General features: G+C 63.8%; 16 protein-coding genes, 1 tRNA gene and 1 pseudogene. 11 read left to right on the forward strand and 7 right to left on the reverse strand.

Annotated elements, in window-relative coordinates; translation table 11 throughout:
* Positions 1 to 22 precede the first annotated feature (22 nt).
* Positions 23 to 98 (reverse strand) — tRNA-Lys (locus VGU00_RS15205).
* A gap of 44 nt (positions 99 to 142) precedes the next feature.
* A complete protein-coding gene (gene folK, locus VGU00_RS15210; RefSeq protein WP_327469983.1) occupies positions 143 to 664 on the reverse strand; it encodes a 2-amino-4-hydroxy-6-hydroxymethyldihydropteridine diphosphokinase in 522 nt (173 codons plus the stop codon).
* A 23-nt stretch (positions 665 to 687) separates the two neighbouring features.
* On the opposite strand from folK, the pseudogene VGU00_RS15215 reads away from it, so the two are divergent.
* Positions 688 to 1341, forward strand: a pseudogene (locus tag VGU00_RS15215) (uracil-DNA glycosylase).
* Here the strand turns inward: VGU00_RS15215 and VGU00_RS15220 are convergent.
* Entirely contained in the window at positions 1338 to 1814 is a 477-nt protein-coding gene (locus tag VGU00_RS15220; RefSeq protein ID WP_327469985.1) for an RNA pyrophosphohydrolase, read from the reverse strand. The pseudogene VGU00_RS15215 and the gene VGU00_RS15220 overlap by 4 nt on opposite strands.
* Entirely contained in the window at positions 1811 to 2758 is a 948-nt protein-coding gene (locus VGU00_RS15225; protein ID WP_327469987.1) for an alpha/beta hydrolase, read from the reverse strand. Before VGU00_RS15225 ends, VGU00_RS15220 begins: the two co-directional genes overlap by 4 nt.
* Before the next feature lie 186 nt (positions 2759 to 2944).
* On the opposite strand from VGU00_RS15225, the gene VGU00_RS15230 reads away from it, so the two are divergent.
* The 5 genes from VGU00_RS15230 to VGU00_RS15250 all read left to right on the forward strand — a co-directional run bounded on the left by VGU00_RS15230 (position 2945) and on the right by VGU00_RS15250 (position 9355).
* Positions 2945 to 4807: a 2-oxoacid:acceptor oxidoreductase subunit alpha gene (locus VGU00_RS15230; RefSeq protein ID WP_327469989.1), complete on the forward strand. Its 1863-nt coding sequence runs from the start codon at positions 2945 to 2947 to the stop codon at positions 4805 to 4807.
* A complete protein-coding gene (locus VGU00_RS15235; RefSeq protein WP_327469991.1) occupies positions 4804 to 5841 on the forward strand; it encodes a 2-oxoacid:ferredoxin oxidoreductase subunit beta in 1038 nt (345 codons plus the stop codon). The genes VGU00_RS15230 and VGU00_RS15235 overlap by 4 nt, the downstream gene beginning before the upstream one ends.
* Before the next feature lie 12 nt (positions 5842 to 5853).
* Complete coding sequence (locus VGU00_RS15240) at positions 5854 to 6807, forward strand: metal-dependent hydrolase (RefSeq protein ID WP_327469993.1); 954 nt, start codon at positions 5854 to 5856, stop codon at positions 6805 to 6807.
* 75 nt (positions 6808 to 6882) lie between these two features.
* Positions 6883 to 8163, forward strand: coding sequence for a cyclopropane-fatty-acyl-phospholipid synthase family protein (locus VGU00_RS15245; protein ID WP_327469995.1), 1281 nt, complete (start codon positions 6883 to 6885; stop codon positions 8161 to 8163).
* Positions 8164 to 8182: 19 nt separating this feature from the next.
* Positions 8183 to 9355: a serine hydrolase gene (locus VGU00_RS15250; protein ID WP_327469997.1), complete on the forward strand. Its 1173-nt coding sequence runs from the start codon at positions 8183 to 8185 to the stop codon at positions 9353 to 9355.
* A gap of 34 nt (positions 9356 to 9389) precedes the next feature.
* On the opposite strand, the gene VGU00_RS15255 is transcribed toward VGU00_RS15250, so the two are convergent.
* The 3 genes from VGU00_RS15255 to purF all read right to left on the reverse strand — a co-directional run bounded on the left by VGU00_RS15255 (position 9390) and on the right by purF (position 12034).
* Positions 9390 to 9776: a hypothetical protein gene (locus VGU00_RS15255; protein WP_327469998.1), complete on the reverse strand. Its 387-nt coding sequence runs from the start codon at positions 9774 to 9776 to the stop codon at positions 9390 to 9392.
* A gap of 61 nt (positions 9777 to 9837) precedes the next feature.
* The gene (locus VGU00_RS15260) at positions 9838 to 10572 is read right to left on the reverse strand and encodes an SDR family NAD(P)-dependent oxidoreductase (protein ID WP_327469999.1); all 735 of its coding nucleotides are present in this window, start codon (positions 10570 to 10572) and stop codon (positions 9838 to 9840) included.
* A 4-nt stretch (positions 10573 to 10576) separates the two neighbouring features.
* Complete coding sequence (gene purF, locus VGU00_RS15265; protein WP_327470001.1) at positions 10577 to 12034, reverse strand: amidophosphoribosyltransferase; 1458 nt, start codon at positions 12032 to 12034, stop codon at positions 10577 to 10579.
* A 142-nt stretch (positions 12035 to 12176) separates the two neighbouring features.
* Here purF and hisI point away from each other — a divergent pair, with 142 nt between their 5' ends.
* From hisI to VGU00_RS15290, 5 genes are all read left to right on the forward strand, one after another.
* Complete coding sequence (gene hisI, locus VGU00_RS15270) at positions 12177 to 12557, forward strand: phosphoribosyl-AMP cyclohydrolase (protein WP_327470003.1); 381 nt, start codon at positions 12177 to 12179, stop codon at positions 12555 to 12557.
* On the forward strand, positions 12541 to 13083 hold the full coding sequence (locus tag VGU00_RS15275) for a hypothetical protein (protein WP_327470005.1): 543 nt from the start codon (positions 12541 to 12543) through the stop codon (positions 13081 to 13083). Before hisI ends, VGU00_RS15275 begins: the two co-directional genes overlap by 17 nt.
* Before the next feature lie 66 nt (positions 13084 to 13149).
* Entirely contained in the window at positions 13150 to 13572 is a 423-nt protein-coding gene (locus VGU00_RS15280; protein ID WP_325030626.1) for a MerR family DNA-binding transcriptional regulator, read from the forward strand.
* A 74-nt stretch (positions 13573 to 13646) separates the two neighbouring features.
* A complete protein-coding gene (locus VGU00_RS15285; protein ID WP_327470007.1) occupies positions 13647 to 15446 on the forward strand; it encodes an acyl-CoA dehydrogenase C-terminal domain-containing protein in 1800 nt (599 codons plus the stop codon).
* A 45-nt stretch (positions 15447 to 15491) separates the two neighbouring features.
* Positions 15492 to 16991, forward strand: a complete 1500-nt coding sequence (locus VGU00_RS15290; protein WP_327470009.1) for a phospholipase D-like domain-containing protein — start codon at positions 15492 to 15494, stop codon at positions 16989 to 16991.
* Positions 16992 to 16998 lie beyond the last annotated feature (7 nt).

Raw genomic sequence — 16998 nt, forward strand, 5'->3', positions numbered from 1 at the left:
TTGCGATGTCGATCAAGGGGAATGGTGAGCCCTGCTGGGTTCGAACCAGCGACCTACTGATTAAAAGTCAGTTGCTCTACCGACTGAGCTAAGGGCCCCATCGCGGCCTCGCCGAAGCGGGCTTACGAAGTGAGCCGCCGCCCTAGTGCGCCGATGCGGCCCGGTCAACCGGCTTTGGACGCGAAAGGCGTGCCGCGAGCTGTCGTACGCTACGCCCGTGCAGGGGGTGCTGCCATCCGGGAACGATTGCGCGTAGCGGGCCGAGGACGAAGGCGCGCTGTTCGATCGCGGGGTGCGGAATGGTGAGCACGCCGTCGGCCCACACCCCGCCCGACCAGAGCAATATGTCGAGATCGAGGGTCCGTGCGCTCCAGCGCTGGCCCGTGCGACGACCGAAGCTCGCTTCGATCGCTTGCAGCCGTTCGAGCATCTCGGGCGGGCTGAGCGACGAAGCGACGAGCGCGACGGCATTGGCATAGCGACGGCGCGACGGGCCGATCGGATCGCTCGCGATGATCGGGCTGGCGTCGACCGCCTCGATATCGTCACTCTCCAGCGCAGCAAGTGCCGCCAGCAGCACGGCGCGCGGGTCGCCGAAGCGCGCATGGCGCCGGTTCGACCCGAGGCCGATGGCATATAGGGGAAGCGGCATTGCGTTGCTCATGGCGCTGCGCCTATCGCAGATGCGTGGAAATTGACAGCCCGTTGCCCGGAACGGAACCGCCGCGCGATTGTCCGCGGTGCCCTCGACTCGTCGCGTTGCGGCGCGAATGTCAGGCCGAACATCCGGATTGGTGGAATGCGCCGGTCCATGCGTTCGGCGATCCCGACGCATAGCTCGCGTTCGCTGGCCTCGCACCCGGCAAGCATGGCGCGAACCGGACGGGGCGACCGTTCACCGGCGACTATGCCGGCGACCTTCTGTTCGCGACGCTCGCCGAGTTCGGCCTGAGCCGCGGGCGTTATGAAGCGCACATCGACGACGGGTTGACGCTCGATGGCGCGATTATCGTCAACAGCGTCAAATGCCTGCCGCCGCAGAACAAGCCGACACCGGAGGAAATCGCTAATTGCCGACCCTTCTTCGAGAGACAACTGGCGGCATTGCCGAAGGTTCGTGTGATCATCGCCCTGGGACGGATTGCCCATGACGCGACGCTACGCGCTTTCGGCGAACGATTGGCTGCCCATCCATTCGCCCATGGCACAATCCATCCGTTGCCCGGCGGCCGCCACCTCGTCGATAGCTATCACTGCTCGCGCTACAATACGAACACGGGGCGGCTGACAGCAGAGATGTTCGCGGACGTCTTTCGTACAGCTATCGCGTTGAAGGGTTAGACCAGCGGTCCGAATTCCTCGACCAGTCCACGGTAAAGCGTGCGTTTGAACGGCACGATCAGCTTTTCGATCTCGCCAAGCTCCGCCCATTTCCACGCGCGGAATTCCTGGTGCTTCGTGTGGATGTTGACGTCGCCGTCCTCGCCCATGAAGCGCATCAGGAACCAGTGCTGGCGCTGGCCGCGATATTTGCCGCCCCACATCTTGCCGATCAGATGATCGGGCAGATCGTAGAAATATTCTTCCTTGCTGCGCGCGATGATTTCGACCAGCCCTCCATGGACACCGGTCTCCTCGCCAAGCTCGCGGATCGCGGCTTGCTCGGCGTCTTCGCCATCGTCGATCCCGCCCTGCGGCATCTGCCAGGCCTCGCTCGACGTATCGAGCCGCTGGCCGACGAAGATGCGACCGTCGCGGTTGGCGAGCATGACGCCGGCGCAGGGCCGGTAGGGGAGTTTGCTGTGATCGATCATGCCGCCCCGGTAGCTTCGGCGACGATTGCCTTCAAGACGGTCAATGCGCCGCGAATATCGTCCTTCGCGCTCGGGATGCCCTGCGACAGGTTGATATAGCCGTGGATCGTGCCCGTCGCTTCGCGATAGGTTGTGGGCACGCCGGCTTCGATCAGCTTCGCCGCATAGGCGCGGCCCTGATCGCGCAGCGGGTCGAGCCCGGCGGTGATCAGCAACGTCGGCGGCAGCCCCTCGGCCGGGAAATCGAGCGGTGAAGCGCGATAATCGGCGGGGTCGGCGGCATAATGATTGCCGAACCATGTCATGCTACCTTGGGTGAGCAGATGCCCCTCGCCGAAATCGCGATAGCTTTGCCAGTCGTCGTGCGTCGTGACCGCGGGATAGATGGGATGGATCGCGATGACGAGCTTCGACGCCGGTTTGTCGCGAAGGGTGAGGGCGGTAGCGATCGTCAGGTTGCCGCCGGCGCTTTCGCCCGAGAGGACGAGTCCGGTGCACGGAATATTGTCGGCAACCCAGCGCGTCGCGGCTTCGCAATCGATCGGTGCGGCGGGGAAGGGGTGTTCGGGTGCAAGGCGATAGTCGACCGCGATCACCGGCATGTCGAGAAGCCGTGCGGCCTCGGCGCAATAGGGATCGTGGGTGTCGAGGTCGCCGATCACCCAGCCCCCGCCGTGATAAAAGACCATGACAGGGCCGGGCTCGCGGTCGGGGCGATTGTCATAGATGCGGATGGCGATGTCGCCGGCGGGCCCGGGAATCGTCCGGTCCTCGACCTTCGCAATGTCGCCACGCGGCACGTCGGCGAGCTGCCCCATCATGCGGAACATTTCGCGCGCGCCGGCGGGCGGCATCTCCTCCATTTTAGGGCCTTCCTGCGCATTCAGGAAGGCGAGGAAGGCCGCCACGTCGGGGCGCGTGAAAGGGGTGGTGCCGTCGGTCATCTGCGTCTCTCCCTGATCGTCATTTTGGCCATGCTATTCGGGATCGGGGCTGCAAATTCAATCCCGAAATGAAACCCACCTGCGCTTCACCCTTTGCAGCGCACAATTTTTTCTCAATTGCGGCTTGACGCGCAGGGGCCTAGGCCAGTGTCACAGGTTCGCAAGATTCAAAGGCAGATACGAAAAATGGCGACAGCGGTAGCGGACGAAGCCGACAAACGGCAGTCCCCCCTTTCGGACGCAGTGGTAGTTCGATTTGCCGGCGATAGCGGCGACGGGATGCAGCTGACCGGCGGTCAGTTTACCTTGTCGTCGGCGCTCGCAGGCAACGACTTCGCGACCTTCCCCGATTTCCCGGCCGAGATCCGCGCACCGCAGGGGACCCTGTTCGGGGTTTCGGCCTTCCAGATCAATTTCGGTTCATCGGCGATCGAGACCGCGGGCGATGCGCCCGACGTCCTCGTCGCGATGAATCCCGCGGCGCTGAAGACCAATGTGCCGCAATTGAAGCAGGGCGGCCTCATCATTGCGGACGAGGGCGAGTTCAACGATCGCAACCTCGCCAAGGCGAAATATGAAGCGAACCCGCTCGATGACGGCAGCCTCGCGAAGTGGCAGCTCCTCAAGCTCAACATCAGCCAGCTCACCATGGACGCGGTCAAACCCTTCGGGCTCGGCAACAAGGAGGCGCTGCGCTGCAAGAATATGTGGACGCTGGGGCTTTCGCTTTGGATGTTCGACCGTGATCGCCAGCCGTTGATCGACTGGCTCGAAGCGAAATTCGCCAAGGACCCCAACCTCGCCGCCGCCAACGTCGCTGCGCTCAACGCCGGCCACGCCTATGGCGAGACCGCCGAGCTGGCGGGGCCGCTCAAGCAGCATCATGTCGATCCCGCACCTGTCGCGCCGGGCCTTTATCGCACGCTGACCGGCGCGGAGGGTATCGCGCTCGGCCTCGTCGCGGGCGCGCAGCTTGCGAAGCTGCCCATGTTCTTCGGCGGCTACCCGATTACCCCAGCGTCGGCGATCCTGCATCATCTGTCGCGGCTCAAGGAATATGACGTCACGACCTTCCAGGCGGAGGACGAGATTGCGGCCATCTGTTCGGCGATCGGCGCCAGCTATGGTGGCTCGCTCGGCGTAACCAGCTCGTCGGGGCCCGGCATCGCCTTGAAGGGCGAGGCGATGGGCCTTGCGATCATGACCGAGCTGCCGCTCGTCATCGTCAATTCACAGCGCGGCGGTCCGTCGACAGGCTTGCCGACCAAGACTGAGCAATCCGACCTTTATCAGGCGGTCTACGGCCGCAACGGCGACGCGCCGATGCCCGTCATCTCCGCACGCTCGCCCGGCGACGCGTTCGAATGCGCGATCGAGGCCGTGCGTATCGCGGTGCAATATATGACTCCGGTGATGCTGCTCACCGACGGCTATATCGCCAACGCTGCCGAGCCTTGGGCGGTGCCCGATCTTGCCACCTATGAGGCGTTTCCGGTCGAGTTCCTGACCGAAGTGCCCGAAGGCGGCTTCAAGCCCTATGGCCGCGACGAAAATCTGAAACGTCCGTGGGTCAAGCCGGGCACGCCCAGGCTGCTCCACCGCATCGGCGGGATCGAGAAGGAAGTCGATACCGGCCACATCAACTATGCGCCCGCCAACCACCAGGCGATGACCGACATCCGCAAGGACAAGATCGACGGCATCAAGGTGCCCGACCAGGTCGTCGAACTCGGCGCGGAGGGCGGGAGGCTTGCCGTCGTCGGTTGGGGCTCGACCTTCGGCCCGATCCATCAGGCGGTGCGCCGCCAGCGGGCGCAGGGCGCCGACGTCAGCCATGTCCACATCCGCCACATCTGGCCGCTGCCCGCCAATCTTGGCGAATTGCTCAAGAGCTATGACAGGGTGATCGTGCCCGAAATGAACACCGGACAGCTCAAGACCGTGCTGCGCGACCAGTATCTGGTCGACGCCAAGCCCGTGAACAAGGTGTCGGGCCAGCCCTTCACCATCGCCGAAATCGAAGCTGCCATCGAAGGAGCGCTCGCATGAACGAGATGACCACCATCGCGCGCCCGACGACGCTCAAAGATTGGGAAACCGATCAGGAAGTCCGCTGGTGCCCCGGGTGCGGCGACTATGCGATCCTCAAGGCGGTGCAGCGCACGATGCCCGAAATCGGCACCGCGCCGGAGAACACCGTGTTCATCAGCGGCATCGGCTGCTCGTCGCGCTTCCCTTACTATATGGAAACCTATGGCTTCCACACGATCCACGGCCGCGCGCCGGCGTTTGCGACGGGGCTGAAGCTCGCCAACCCGAGCCTCGACATCTGGATCGTCACCGGCGACGGCGACGGGCTGTCGATCGGCGGCAACCACACGATGCATCTGATCCGCCGCAATCTCGATTGCCAGATCATGCTGTTCAACAACGAGATTTATGGGCTCACCAAGGGACAATATTCGCCGACGAGCCGCGTCGGCACGACCAGCCCGTCGACGCCCTATGGCTCGGTCGATCGCCCAGCGCAGCCGGCGGCCTTCGCGCTCGGCGCAGGTGCGCGCTTCGTTGCGCGCGGCTTTGATGTGTCAAAGGAACTGCCGAACGTGCTGAAGGCCGCGCATGCTCACAAGGGTGCCGCGTTTATCGAGATTTTCCAGAATTGTATCGTCTACAACAAAGACGTGTTCGAGGATTTCGCGGCCCCCAAGGGCGCCGAAGACCGCCAGCTCTGGCTCAAGCAGGGCGAACCGATGCTCTATGCCAAGGGAACGAAGGGCATCGCACTCGATGCCGAAGCGCTGCACCTCAAGACCGTCGACGTCGCCAACGGTGACTGGGAAGCGGCAGGCGTGATCGTCCACGACGTGACCAACCGCAGCGTCGCGCACATGCTCGTCGAAATGCGTTTCGGCGAATTCCCGATGGCCCTGGGCGTGCTGTACGACGACCCGCGCCCGACCTTCGAAGCCGATGTCGTTCGGCAGAATCAGGCGGCTGCCGAAGGTAAGAAGGCCGATCTGCAAGGCCTGCTCAAGAAGGGGCAGACGTGGACGGTGACCGAGGGCGGCCCCGAACTCTGACGCTTCGCGACAATGGATAATCTCACGCACAGCCTCGTCGGGGCGGTCCTTGGGCAGATGGGGCTCAAGAAAAAGACCGGTCTTGCGATGCCGACACTGATCATTGCCGCGAACCTCCCCGATATAGACGCGGGCTGCGCAATCTATGGCATCGAATCATTGTCGATGCGGCGCGGGATCACGCACGGGCCGATCGCGCTGCTACTACTGCCGGTCCTGCTCTGGGCGTTGATGATCGGCTATGATCGCTGGCAGGAACGGCGGGGGAAGCGGCCTTCGGGGCGCCTCCCGGTGCACAAGGGCTGGCTGCTAGCGCTTGCCTATGTGGGCTGCCTCAGCCATCCGGCGCTCGACTGGCTGAACAATTACGGTATCCGCCTGCTCGAACCGTTCAGCCACCGCTGGTTTTATGGCGACAGTATCTTCATCATCGACCTATGGATCTGGATCGCTCTGGCCGCTTCGCTGTGGCTGTCGTTGCGACGCGAACGCCGTGCGGCGGCAAACTGGGCGCGCCCTGCGTGGGTCGGATTTACCGCGGTGTGCACCTATATCCTTGCCAACGGGCTCATCACCGGCGTCGCCGAAGCTCGAGCCACGACTGCGCTGACGGCCGCCGGACATGCCAACGCGCTTGTCGTCGCGAGCCCGCCACCACTGCAGTTCTGGCAACGCGACATCTTTTGGCGCACTGCGACCGAGTATGGAACGGGGCATTTCGGGCCGGGTACGGGGCTAGATATCGATAGCCGCGGCGCGCCGACCGGTATGGACGACCCACGACTTGCGACATGGGTAAAGGGCGATCCCGCCGCCCGCGCATTCCTGTTCTGGTCGCGAATGCCGGTAGCGCAGAAGGACGGCGACGCGATATTGCTTCGCGATCAGCGCTTCATGCACCCGCTGGCGCAGGATCGATTTCAGGTCCGTTTGACCGCGCCCGACACGGCGAGCCACGCTGACTGAATGCGGGGCATATGAGGCCGTGACGCCACGCGACAGCCGATTGTCAGCCGCATCGCTTTAAGGCAGGAAGGGGCTATGAACACGCATGTCAGCCCACGCCGCGGCAAGGAATTGCTCCGCGCCGACCGTGCCTACCGCACCGGCGGCGTGATGGCCCGGCTGATTGCGCTCGCGCCAGCCAGTCTGTTTCACCTGATGCTCGACCGGATCGACGCCGGGCTCGCGCAGGGAACGATCGAAGGTCATTTGCCCGACGGCAGCGTGCGGTTGCTCGGCGGTCGCGGGAAGGGGCCCATCGCAGTTGTCCACCTTCACGGCTGGGCGGCGCTTGCGCGGCTGGCGCTCTCGGGCTCCGTGGGCTGGTACCGCGCGTGGGAAGCGCGCGAATGGTCGTCGCCCGATCCGGTGCCGCTGTTCGACCTGTTCATGCGCAACGGCGAATCGCTGGGCAATGTGGCGCGCGCGCATGGCCCTTCGCGCTGGCTAAACAAGGTGATCCATGCGTTTCACCGCAACGACCGCCGCGGCGCGAAACGAAACGTTCACGCCCATTACGACCTCGGCAATGATTTCTATCGGCTGTGGCTGGACGTGAGCCTGAATTATTCGAGCGCGCTGTTCACCGATCCCGGGCAGACGCTGGAACAGGCACAGGCAGCCAAGGTCGATGCGATCCTCGACCGGCTCGACCTGCGCTCAGGCAGTCGGCTGCTCGAGATCGGGTGCGGATGGGGGGCGCTTGCCGAACGCGCAGTCGAGCGCCACGATGTGCTCTATACGGGCATCACTCTGTCGCCGGCGCAGGCCGAAGTGGCCGACGCGCGGTTGGGCGCGGTCGATCTCACCGGGCGCTCGCATGTCGAGATTTGCGACTATCGCGATGCCAAGGGGCCCTATGACGCGATCGCCAGCGTCGAGATGGTCGAGGCCGTCGGGCAGGAATATTGGCCTGCCTATCTCGATGCGATCGCGCGCCTGCTCCGTCCGGGCGGCAAGGCGGCGATCCAGTATATCCTGATCAACGACGCGCTGTTCGAACGTTACGCGGCGAGCAGCGATTTCATCCAGGCCTATATCTTTCCTGGCGGCTGCCTGATTTCGGAAAGCCGCTTTCGCGCACTGGCCGAGGAGCGCGCGCTCGCCTGGCGCGATGTCCGCCGGTTCGGGGGCGATTATGCTGAAACGCTGCGGCAATGGCGCGAGCGCTTCGATGCCGCGGTCGCGGCGAACGACCTGCCTTCGGGCTTCGATGATCGTTTCGTCCGTCTCTGGCGCTATTATCTGCAATATTGCGAGGGGGGCTTTCGCGGCGGCGGCATCGACGTCGCGCAGGTCACTCTCGAAAAGACAGCCTGAAAACAGGGGAGGAGAGCATATGCGACGATTTTTGGCAGCGGTGCTGTTGTGCACCGCGGCGACGGGGTGCAGCGCGCCCGCGACCACCGAAAAAACCGATCAACTGCCAAAGGATCTGAATGTGCTGTTCTGGACCCAGGATCAACGCGACGCCGCTTTCCGCACGATGGAGACGGTCCCGAAGGTCGTGGTGAACAAGGTCGAGGCGGGCGGGCCCGTCTATCCCTTGCCGCAGGGCAAGCCGATCGATCTGGGTGCCGACGTCGATGCCTATATGGCCAAGCAGCGCAATGCCGGGCTGATCATCGTGCAAGATGGCAAGATCCGGCTCGAAAATTATGCGCTCGGTTATAACGCGACGGGGCGTTGGACCAGCTTCTCGGTCGCGAAAAGCTTTACGTCGACGCTTGTCGGGGCGGCGGTGAAGGACGGCTATATCAAGAGCCTCGACGACAAGGTCACGACCTATATCCCCGGCCTCAAGGGCTCCGCCTATGACGATGTTTCGGTGAAGCAGCTCCTCACCATGACCTCGGGCGTCAAATGGAACGAGGATTACACCGATCCCAAGTCCGACGTCGCGCTGTTCAACATGCAAAAACCGGCGGCGGGCGAGGACATAACGGTCAGCTATATGAAGACCTTGCCGCGCGAAGCGCCCGCGGGATCGAAGTGGGTCTACAAGACCGGCGAGACCAATCTGATAGGCGTTCTGGTGTCGAGCGCGACGGGCAAGACGCTGTCGGCCTATCTGTCGGAAAAGGTCTGGAAGCCCTTTGGCATGGAGCAGGACGCGGTGTGGATGCTCGGCGCGACGGGGCATGAGATCAGCGGTTGCTGCATGTCGGCGAGCCTCAGGGACTATGCGCGCTTCGGCCAGTTCATCCTGAACGGCGGCGTTGCGGGCGGCAAGAAGGTGCTGCCCGACGACTGGCTTCCCGCCGCGACGACGAAGCAGGCCGGGATCGACCTGCCGGGACGCGGCTATGGCTATCAGTGGTGGACGAACGACGACGGCAGCTTTGCCGCGCAGGGCATCTTCGGGCAGGGGATCTTCATCGATCCCAAGCGCAAGCTGATCATTGCGTCGAACGGCAATTGGCCGACCGCCACCGACCCCGAAGGCGTCGGGGCCGCACGCGAAGCCTTTTACAAGAGCGTCCAGGCGGCAGTCGACAAGGAAACGAAATAAGCGTCGCCCCCGCCGGTGCGGGGGCGCAGCGACCTTATTCGGCGGCCGTCGCCGTCGCGCGCTGGGCCAGCCACACCGCGGCAAGCGGGACGGCGACGCCCAGCGCCATGATCCACCAGGTGTCCGCCAGCGTGACGGCACGGTAAAGCGCCGCGCCGATCACCGATCCGGCGACGATCCAGCCTGCGCCGGTGCCTGCCGAAACGCGCATGGCCAGCCAGCTTCCGCCGAACGTTCCGATGAACCAGCCGATGATCAGCGCGATCGTCGATCCGATCGGGATCAGGACTTCGCCGGTGTCGAGGTCATAGACGTCGGGCGAAATCTCACTGCCGGCATATTGTGCCAGCCAGATCAGCCCGAACGCAACGACGATACCGATCACTGCGGCAATCGCCGGTCGCAAAATGTTCTTGGTCATTCCCGCGCCCTCGCAAACCCTTGTTATGCAGGCTTCCTAGTGCCGGAAAACGAAGATGGCGTTAAGCTTTTTCCATGACCTTCGGCAGCGCGTGAAAAGCGGTGCTGTCAAAGCCGTCGATCATCAACCGGGCGACATAGTCGCCGACCGCCGCCGGCTCCTTGATGCTCTGGGGATCTTCGCCCGGATAGGCGCGCGCGCGCATCTGCGTCCGCGTGCCGCCGGGATCGAGGATCGCGGAGCGGACGGTTGAAATATTACGCATTTCGGCGCCATAGCTGGTGACGAGGGTTTCGAACGCCGCTTTCGATGCGGCATAAGCGCCCCAATAGGCGCGCGGTTCGCGCGCGACGCTGCTCGACAGTGCGACAAGGCGACCATTCGCAGCCCGACGCAGCAGCGGATCGAAATTGGCGATCATCGCCTGCTGCGCGATCAGGTTCAGCGTCAGCAGCTTGTTGAATTCCTTGCCGTCGATGGCGGCTACGGGGGTCAATGTCCCGAGCATCGCGGCGTTGAGCACAAGCATGTCGAGCTGCTGCCAGCGTTCGGCGACCGCACTCGCGAGACGCGCGATGCTGTCGCCATCGGTCAGGTCGAGCGGCGCGATCGTCGCGCTGCCACCAGCTTCGTGGATGCGGTCCTCAAGTTCTTCGAGTCCACCTGCCGTGCGAGCGGTAATCACGACATGCGCCCCGCGCGCGGCCAATGCTTCCGCGATGGCTTCGCCAATCCCGCGGCTCGCCCCGGTAACGAGCGCAACCTGGCCCGCCAATTCTTTAGAAGTCGTGGTCATTGCGTCAGACAACCCGTTCAGCAAGCAGTGAAAACTGATCTTCCAGTCCATGCTCGTCGAAATCGGTCAGCGTGGTCGGATAGTCACCGGTAAAGCAGGCATCACAATATTGAGGCGCGTCATGCTTGCGTTCGGCCTCGCCAAGCGCGCGATAAAGGCCGTCGATCGTCAGGAAGGCGAGGCTGTCGGCATTGATGAAATTGGCCATCTGGCCGACGCTCATCTGCGCGGCGAGCAGTTTTGCGCGTTCGGGCGTGTCGACACCGTAGAAGCAGCTGTGCTGCGTTGGCGGGCTCGCGATGCGCATATGGACTTCAGCAGCCCCTGCATCGCGCATCATCTGCACGATCTTGAGGCTGGTCGTACCGCGGACGATCGAATCGTCGATAAGCACGATCCGCTTGCCCGCGATCAGCGCGCGGTTGGCATTGTGCTTCAGCTTGACGCCCAGATGGCGAACCTTGTCGCCGGGCTGGATGAAGGTGCGGCCGACATAGTGCGAGCGGATGATGCCAAGTTCGAACGGGATGCCCGATTCCTGCGCATATCCGATCGCTGCGGGCGTGCCCGAATCAGGAACCGGTATGACGAGGTCGGCATCGACCGGATTCTCGCGTGCGAGTTCGGCGCCGATCGCCTTGCGCACCGAATAGACGCTGGTCCCGTCGACGATCGAGTCGGGGCGGGAAAAATACACATATTCGAAGATGCACGGCCGCGCCGACTGCTGCGCAAAGGGACGGTGCGATGTGAGCTGGCCGTCACGGATGATGACGAGTTCGCCGGGTTCGACCGAACGGACGAATTCGGCGCCGACGACGTCGAGCGCGACGGTTTCCGAAGCCAGAATATGGGCATCGCCAAGCTTGCCGATCACGAGCGGTCGGATGCCGAGCGGGTCGCGGCAACCGATCATGCCTTCAGCGGTCAGGCAGATCAGCGAATAGGCGCCTTCGACCTGCTTCAGCGCATCGATGAAGCGGTCGAGCAGCGATCGATAGTTCGACGTCGCAACGAGATGGATGATCACCTCGGTGTCGCTGGTCGACTGGAAGATCGATCCGCGGCGAACGAGAATCTTGCGCAGTGCGGCGGCGTTCGAAATGTTGCCATTGTGAGCCACGGCAAAGCCCCCGGTCGCCAAGTCAGCGAACAGAGGCTGGACGTTGCGCAGCGCAGTTTCGCCCGTCGTCGAATAGCGGACATGTCCTACCGACGATGCACCCTGCAGCTGGCGCATGATGTCGTCGCGGTCGAAATTGCCGGCGACATGGCCCATTGCACGGTGGGTATGGAATTCCTTGCCGTCGAAGGCGGTGATCCCCGCGGCTTCCTGTCCGCGGTGCTGCAGGGCGTGGAGGCCCAGCGCGACAACCGCGGCGGCGCTGTCGGCGCCATGAATACCAAATACGCCGCACTCCTCGCGGAGCTTGTCGTCGTCGAAAGGATGGGTCGTCAGCATGTCGTTCCAGGGGCAGGGGCCAGTGACTGCGGCGCATATAGGGAGGGCAATCGCAAATGTCGCCCCCCTAATCACGCATTTGTCACATGGCAGGCGAAGCATGGGGTGACAGCGCCGTCGAACCTGCTCTAAAGCGCCATTTATGGATGACCAGCGCGACACCGCCGACCGTTTCCTTCCTCGTTTCGACGCCGCCGGACTGGTAACGGCGATCGTCGTCGAGGCCGACAGCCATAAATTGCTGATGGTCGCGCATATGAACGTCGAGGCGATCGAGCGGACCCGCGCGACGGGGCAGGCGCATTTCTGGTCGCGGTCGCGCGCCGCACTGTGGCGCAAGGGCGAGACGTCGGGCAACGGCCTGACAATGGTCGAAATGCGGGTCGATTGCGATCAGGACGCGCTGTTGCTGCGCGTGAAGCCGGCGGGCCCCGCGTGCCACACCGGGCGGAAGTCCTGCTTTTACCGCCGCGTCGAGAGCGACGGCAGCCTGACCTTCCTGGCCGATGATGCGCAAGGCTAGCGCCGCGCTGGCGCTGGCGCTTTCGCTTCTTGCCGGATGCGGACGGCCCGCGCCCAATGACGGGCCCAAGGGGATCGACGCCGACAATCCGCTCGAGATGGCGGCCCGCGAACGCGGCGTGGTTCGCCCGGAGGCGTCGAGCCCCGTCGGCGTTTTCGAGCGAACGCACGACCTTGGGCGCGACGCGATGTGCGTGATCCCGGACGGCGCCGGGCAATGGCGCTTTGCCGTGACCGCCGCTTTCGGTCCCGGTCTGTCCTGCACCGCAAGCGGCACGATGGTCCGCGAGGATGCGGGATGGCGGATGCGCTTTGCCGGTGTCGAAGGATGCGAGGCGGTGGTGCACGAGGAAGAAGACGAGCTGCGCCTACCCGGAAACCTGCCGCAACAATGCAATCGCCTGTGCCCCGCGCGCGCGTCGCTTTCGGGCCTGCGGCTGCCGCGGGCGAGCTGGTCGGCGGACGACGCCGGGGGCTTGCGAATGACCGATCGACGCGGCAATATAGGGCGCCCCTGTAGCAGCTGAGCTGTCCCGGATCGGCGCGATCTGGCGGGCTTGACGTTCACGTCAACGGAAACTAGTTTCGCTCGCATGACCGAACCTTACGGCCACGCCCATATCGATACGCCCGATCATCTGGGGCGCGAACAATTCAGCATCACCGACTTGTCGACCGAGTTCGGCGTGACCGCCCGCGCGCTGCGCTTCTATGAAGACGAAGGGTTGATCAGCCCGTCGCGCAAGGGATTGTCGCGCATCTATTCGAAGCGCGACCGCGCGCGGTTGGCGTGGATATTGCGCGCCAAGCGCACGGGCTTCAGCCTCGCCGACATTCGCGAGATGATCGACCTTTACGACGTCGGCGACGGCCGCAAGCTGCAGCGTCAGGTGACGATCGAAAAATGCGAGGAACGCATCTCGCTCCTGCGCCGTCAGCGCGACGATATTGACAGCGCTGTAGATGAGCTGTCACGCTTCATCGATACGGTGAAGAAAGTCGATGCCGGCCAATAGGCCGCCCGGCTCCTGACCCTCTGCCTCTCCCCAGGCAAGTTTGACATCGAAACTGCTTTTCAGAAGGATTCCCCATGCCCGTCTATCGCGCCCCCGTGCAGGACACGCTGTTCCTCCTCAACGACGTGCTCGGGATCGAGCGCTATTCGAACCTGCCCGGCTTTTCGAATGCGACGCCCGACATGATCGAAGCGGTGCTGACCGAAGCGGGCAAGTTCTGCGAGGAAGTGCTGTTCCCGATCAACCAGTCGGGCGACCTCGAAGGCTGCACGCGCCACGACGATGGATCGGTGACGACGCCGAAGGGGTTCAAGGACGCCTACAAAGCCTATTCGGAAGCGGGCTGGGGCCTGCTGACCGCGCCCGAAGAGTTCGGAGGACAGGGGCTGCCGCACGTCCTCGGTTTCCCGGTCGAGGAATATCGCAACGCCGCCAACCAGGCGTTCGCCATGTATCCGGGGCTGACGCAGGGTGCGACCGCCGCGATCCTCGTCAAAGGGTCGGACGAGCAAAAGGCAACCTATGTCCCCCGCATGATTTCGGGCGAATGGGGCGGCACGATGAACCTGACGGAGCCGCATTGCGGGACCGATCTTGGCCTCATCCGTACCCGCGCGGTGCCGAACGGCGACGGCAGCTATGCGGTTACCGGCACCAAGATTTTCATCTCGTCGGGCGAGCATGATCTCACCGACAATATCATCCACCTTGTCCTCGCAAAGACCCCCGACGCGCCCGACAGCGTCAAGGGCATCTCGCTGTTCATCGTGCCCAAGTTCATCGTGAACGACGACGGCTCACTGGGCGATCGCAACACGCTGTCGTGCGGGTCGATCGAGCACAAGATGGGCATCCACGCCAACTCGACCTGCGTCATGAACTATGACGGCGCAAGGGGCTGGATGGTCGGCGAGGAGAATAAGGGCCTCGCCGCAATGTTCGTGATGATGAACGCCGCGCGCCTTGGCGTCGGTATCCAGGGGCTCGGCCAGGCCGACGTCGCCTATCAGAACGCGGTCCAGTATGCGCAGGATCGCCGGCAGGGCCGCGCGCTGACCGGGCCCAAGGACCCGCAGGAAAAGGCCGACCCGCTGTTCGTCCACCCCGACGTGCGCCGGATGCTGATGGACGGCAAGGCGACCGTCGAGGGCCTCCGCGCGCTCTGCACCTGGGGGGCGCTGCAGGTCGACCTCGCGCACGTCGCCGAGACCGAGGAAGAGCGCCAGCGCGCCGACGATCTCGTCAGCCTGCTGACTCCGGTGATCAAGGGCTTTGGCACCGACAAGGGGTATGAGGTCGCGACGAACGCGCAGCAGGTCTTCGGCGGCCACGGCTATATCGAAGAGCAGGGCATGAGCCAGTATGTCCGCGATGCGCGCATCACGATGATTTACGAGGGCGCGAACGGGGTGCAGGCGATGGACCTTGTCGGACGCAAGCTGGCGCAGAATGGCGGCCGCGCGATCCAGGCCTTTTTCGCGATCGTCGACGAGGAATGCACGCGCGCGAAGGGCAATGAGGCGCTCGCCGACTTCGCGACCCGCCTCGAGAAGGCGAATGGCGAACTGAAGGCTGCGACGATGTGGTTCATGCAGAACGGCATGGCGAACCCGAACAATATCGGTGCCGGCGCGCATCACTATATGCACATCATGGGGATCGTCGCGCTCGGTTCGATGTGGCTGATGATGGCCGAAGCAGCGCAGAAGGCGCTCGCCGAAGGGCGCGGCAACAACGCTTTCCTCGAAGCGAAGCTCGTCACCGCGCGCTATTTCGGCGAACGCTTCCTGCCCGACGCAGGCTCGCTCCGCCGCAAGATCGAGGCGGGCAGTGAGGCGATGATGGCGCTGACGCCGGAACAGTTCGCCGCCTGATATGTCCGGTTGCAACCATCGCCGCCGCCATGCGTGTCGGCGGCGATGAGCAACCGCGACCTGAAACCGATCGTCGTCGAAGGGCGTAATTGCTGGCGGATCGAACGCGCCGACAAGGCGCGCATGATTGTCGATGCGGCCGATTATTACGCGCTGCTCGAACGACTGATGGCCGATGCGAAGCAACGGATATTGCTGATCGGCTGGGACTTCGATCCGCGCATCGCGCTGAAACCCGGCAAGGACGGCAAGGGCGAACCGCTCGGAGACTATCTGCTGCGGCTTGCGCATGAAAAGCCCGATCGCGACATCGACATCCTGCGCTGGAACTTCGGCGGACTGAAGCAATTTGCGATGCCACGCATCGTTTCGATGGTCGTGCGCTGGAAACTGACGCGTTCGATCAGTTTCCGCCTCGACAGCGCGCACCCCGTCGGATGCAGCCATCACCAGAAGGTCGCGGTGTTCGACGATCATCTCGCGGTGTGCGGCGGTATCGACGTCGGATCGCGCCGCTGGGATACGCGCGAGCACGAGGATGGCGACCCGCACCGCATGACGCCCGACGGCAAGGCCTATATGCCCTGGCACGACAGCACGATGATCCTCGCCGGACCTGTCGGCAACGCACTCGCCGACCTCGGCAACGAGCGTTGGCAGCGCGCGACGAAGAAGCCGCTGCGCGACCTGAAGGGCGAGGGCGAGAACTGGCCCGATGACCTCGAACCCGATTTCGAGGGAGTCGACGTCGCCATCTCGCGCACCCGCGCCGAATATGACGGTCATGAGGAAATCCGCGAGATCGAACAGCTCTATCTCGACATGATCGCGGCCGCGAAACGCTTCATCTATTTCGAGAATCAATATTTCACCTGCGGCAAGATCGCGGCAGCGATTGCCGAACGGCTGAACGAAGACGATCCGCCAGAGTTTGTGATGGTGATGCCCGAGACCGCCGACGGCTGGCTCGAACAGATGGCGATGGACGCCGCGCGCGTGAAGCTGGTGCGCGAAATTGCCAAGGCGAAGCATGGCGACCGGCTGAAGGTCTATTGCCCGCGGACGGGACGCGGCGAGGCGATCTATGTCCACGCCAAGACCGCGATCGTCGATGACCGCATGATCCGTGTCGGATCGGCCAATATGAACAACCGGTCGATGGGCCTCGACAGCGAGTGCGACGTGACGATCGACACGGCGCTGCCCGCGAACAAGGGTGCCGAACCGGTGATCGCGCGCTTGCGTACCTCGCTGATCGCCGAGCATCTCGACGTGCCGGAAGAGGAGGTCGCGGGTACCTTTGAACGCACCGGCTCGCTGATCGACACGATCGAGGGGCTGCGCGGGAAGGGGCGCTCGCTCGAACTGCTCGACTTGGTGCCCCCGGGGCCGATGGACGAATTCATCGCCGAGAATGAGGTGCTCGATCCGACCAGCCCCGATGCGATGTTCGAAAGGCTGACCGAACGCGGCCTCCGGAAAAGCTGGCATCGCGGCCGCGACTGGATGAAGCGTCACCGGCCATTTGGGCGCCGATCCGCCTGATTGGCCT

The sequence above is a fragment of the Sphingopyxis sp. genome (genome assembly GCF_035944815.1).
GTDB lineage: Bacteria > Pseudomonadota > Alphaproteobacteria > Sphingomonadales > Sphingomonadaceae > Sphingopyxis.

Bases quoted from the DNA above. Each gene is read 5' to 3' on its own strand.
- VGU00_RS15260 (WP_327469999.1), bottom strand. From the start codon at position 10,572: ATGACCACGACTTCTAAAGAATTGGCGGGCCAGGTTGCGCTCGTTACC.
- VGU00_RS15290 (WP_327470009.1), top strand. From the start codon at position 15,492: ATGAGCAACCGCGACCTGAAACCGATCGTCGTCGAAGGGCGTAATTGC.
- VGU00_RS15255 (WP_327469998.1), bottom strand. From the start codon at position 9,776: ATGACCAAGAACATTTTGCGACCGGCGATTGCCGCAGTGATCGGTATC.
- folK (WP_327469983.1), bottom strand. From the start codon at position 664: ATGAGCAACGCAATGCCGCTTCCCCTATATGCCATCGGCCTCGGGTCG.
- VGU00_RS15235 (WP_327469991.1), top strand. From the start codon at position 4,804: ATGAACGAGATGACCACCATCGCGCGCCCGACGACGCTCAAAGATTGG.
- VGU00_RS15245 (WP_327469995.1), top strand. From the start codon at position 6,883: ATGAACACGCATGTCAGCCCACGCCGCGGCAAGGAATTGCTCCGCGCC.
- VGU00_RS15280 (WP_325030626.1), top strand. From the start codon at position 13,150: ATGACCGAACCTTACGGCCACGCCCATATCGATACGCCCGATCATCTG.
- VGU00_RS15285 (WP_327470007.1), top strand. From the start codon at position 13,647: ATGCCCGTCTATCGCGCCCCCGTGCAGGACACGCTGTTCCTCCTCAAC.
- VGU00_RS15220 (WP_327469985.1), bottom strand. From the start codon at position 1,814: ATGATCGATCACAGCAAACTCCCCTACCGGCCCTGCGCCGGCGTCATG.
- VGU00_RS15275 (WP_327470005.1), top strand. From the start codon at position 12,541: ATGATGCGCAAGGCTAGCGCCGCGCTGGCGCTGGCGCTTTCGCTTCTT.
- VGU00_RS15230 (WP_327469989.1), top strand. From the start codon at position 2,945: ATGGCGACAGCGGTAGCGGACGAAGCCGACAAACGGCAGTCCCCCCTT.
- VGU00_RS15225 (WP_327469987.1), bottom strand. From the start codon at position 2,758: ATGACCGACGGCACCACCCCTTTCACGCGCCCCGACGTGGCGGCCTTC.
- VGU00_RS15240 (WP_327469993.1), top strand. From the start codon at position 5,854: ATGGATAATCTCACGCACAGCCTCGTCGGGGCGGTCCTTGGGCAGATG.
- VGU00_RS15250 (WP_327469997.1), top strand. From the start codon at position 8,183: ATGCGACGATTTTTGGCAGCGGTGCTGTTGTGCACCGCGGCGACGGGG.
- purF (WP_327470001.1), bottom strand. From the start codon at position 12,034: ATGCTGACGACCCATCCTTTCGACGACGACAAGCTCCGCGAGGAGTGC.
- hisI (WP_327470003.1), top strand. From the start codon at position 12,177: ATGGATGACCAGCGCGACACCGCCGACCGTTTCCTTCCTCGTTTCGAC.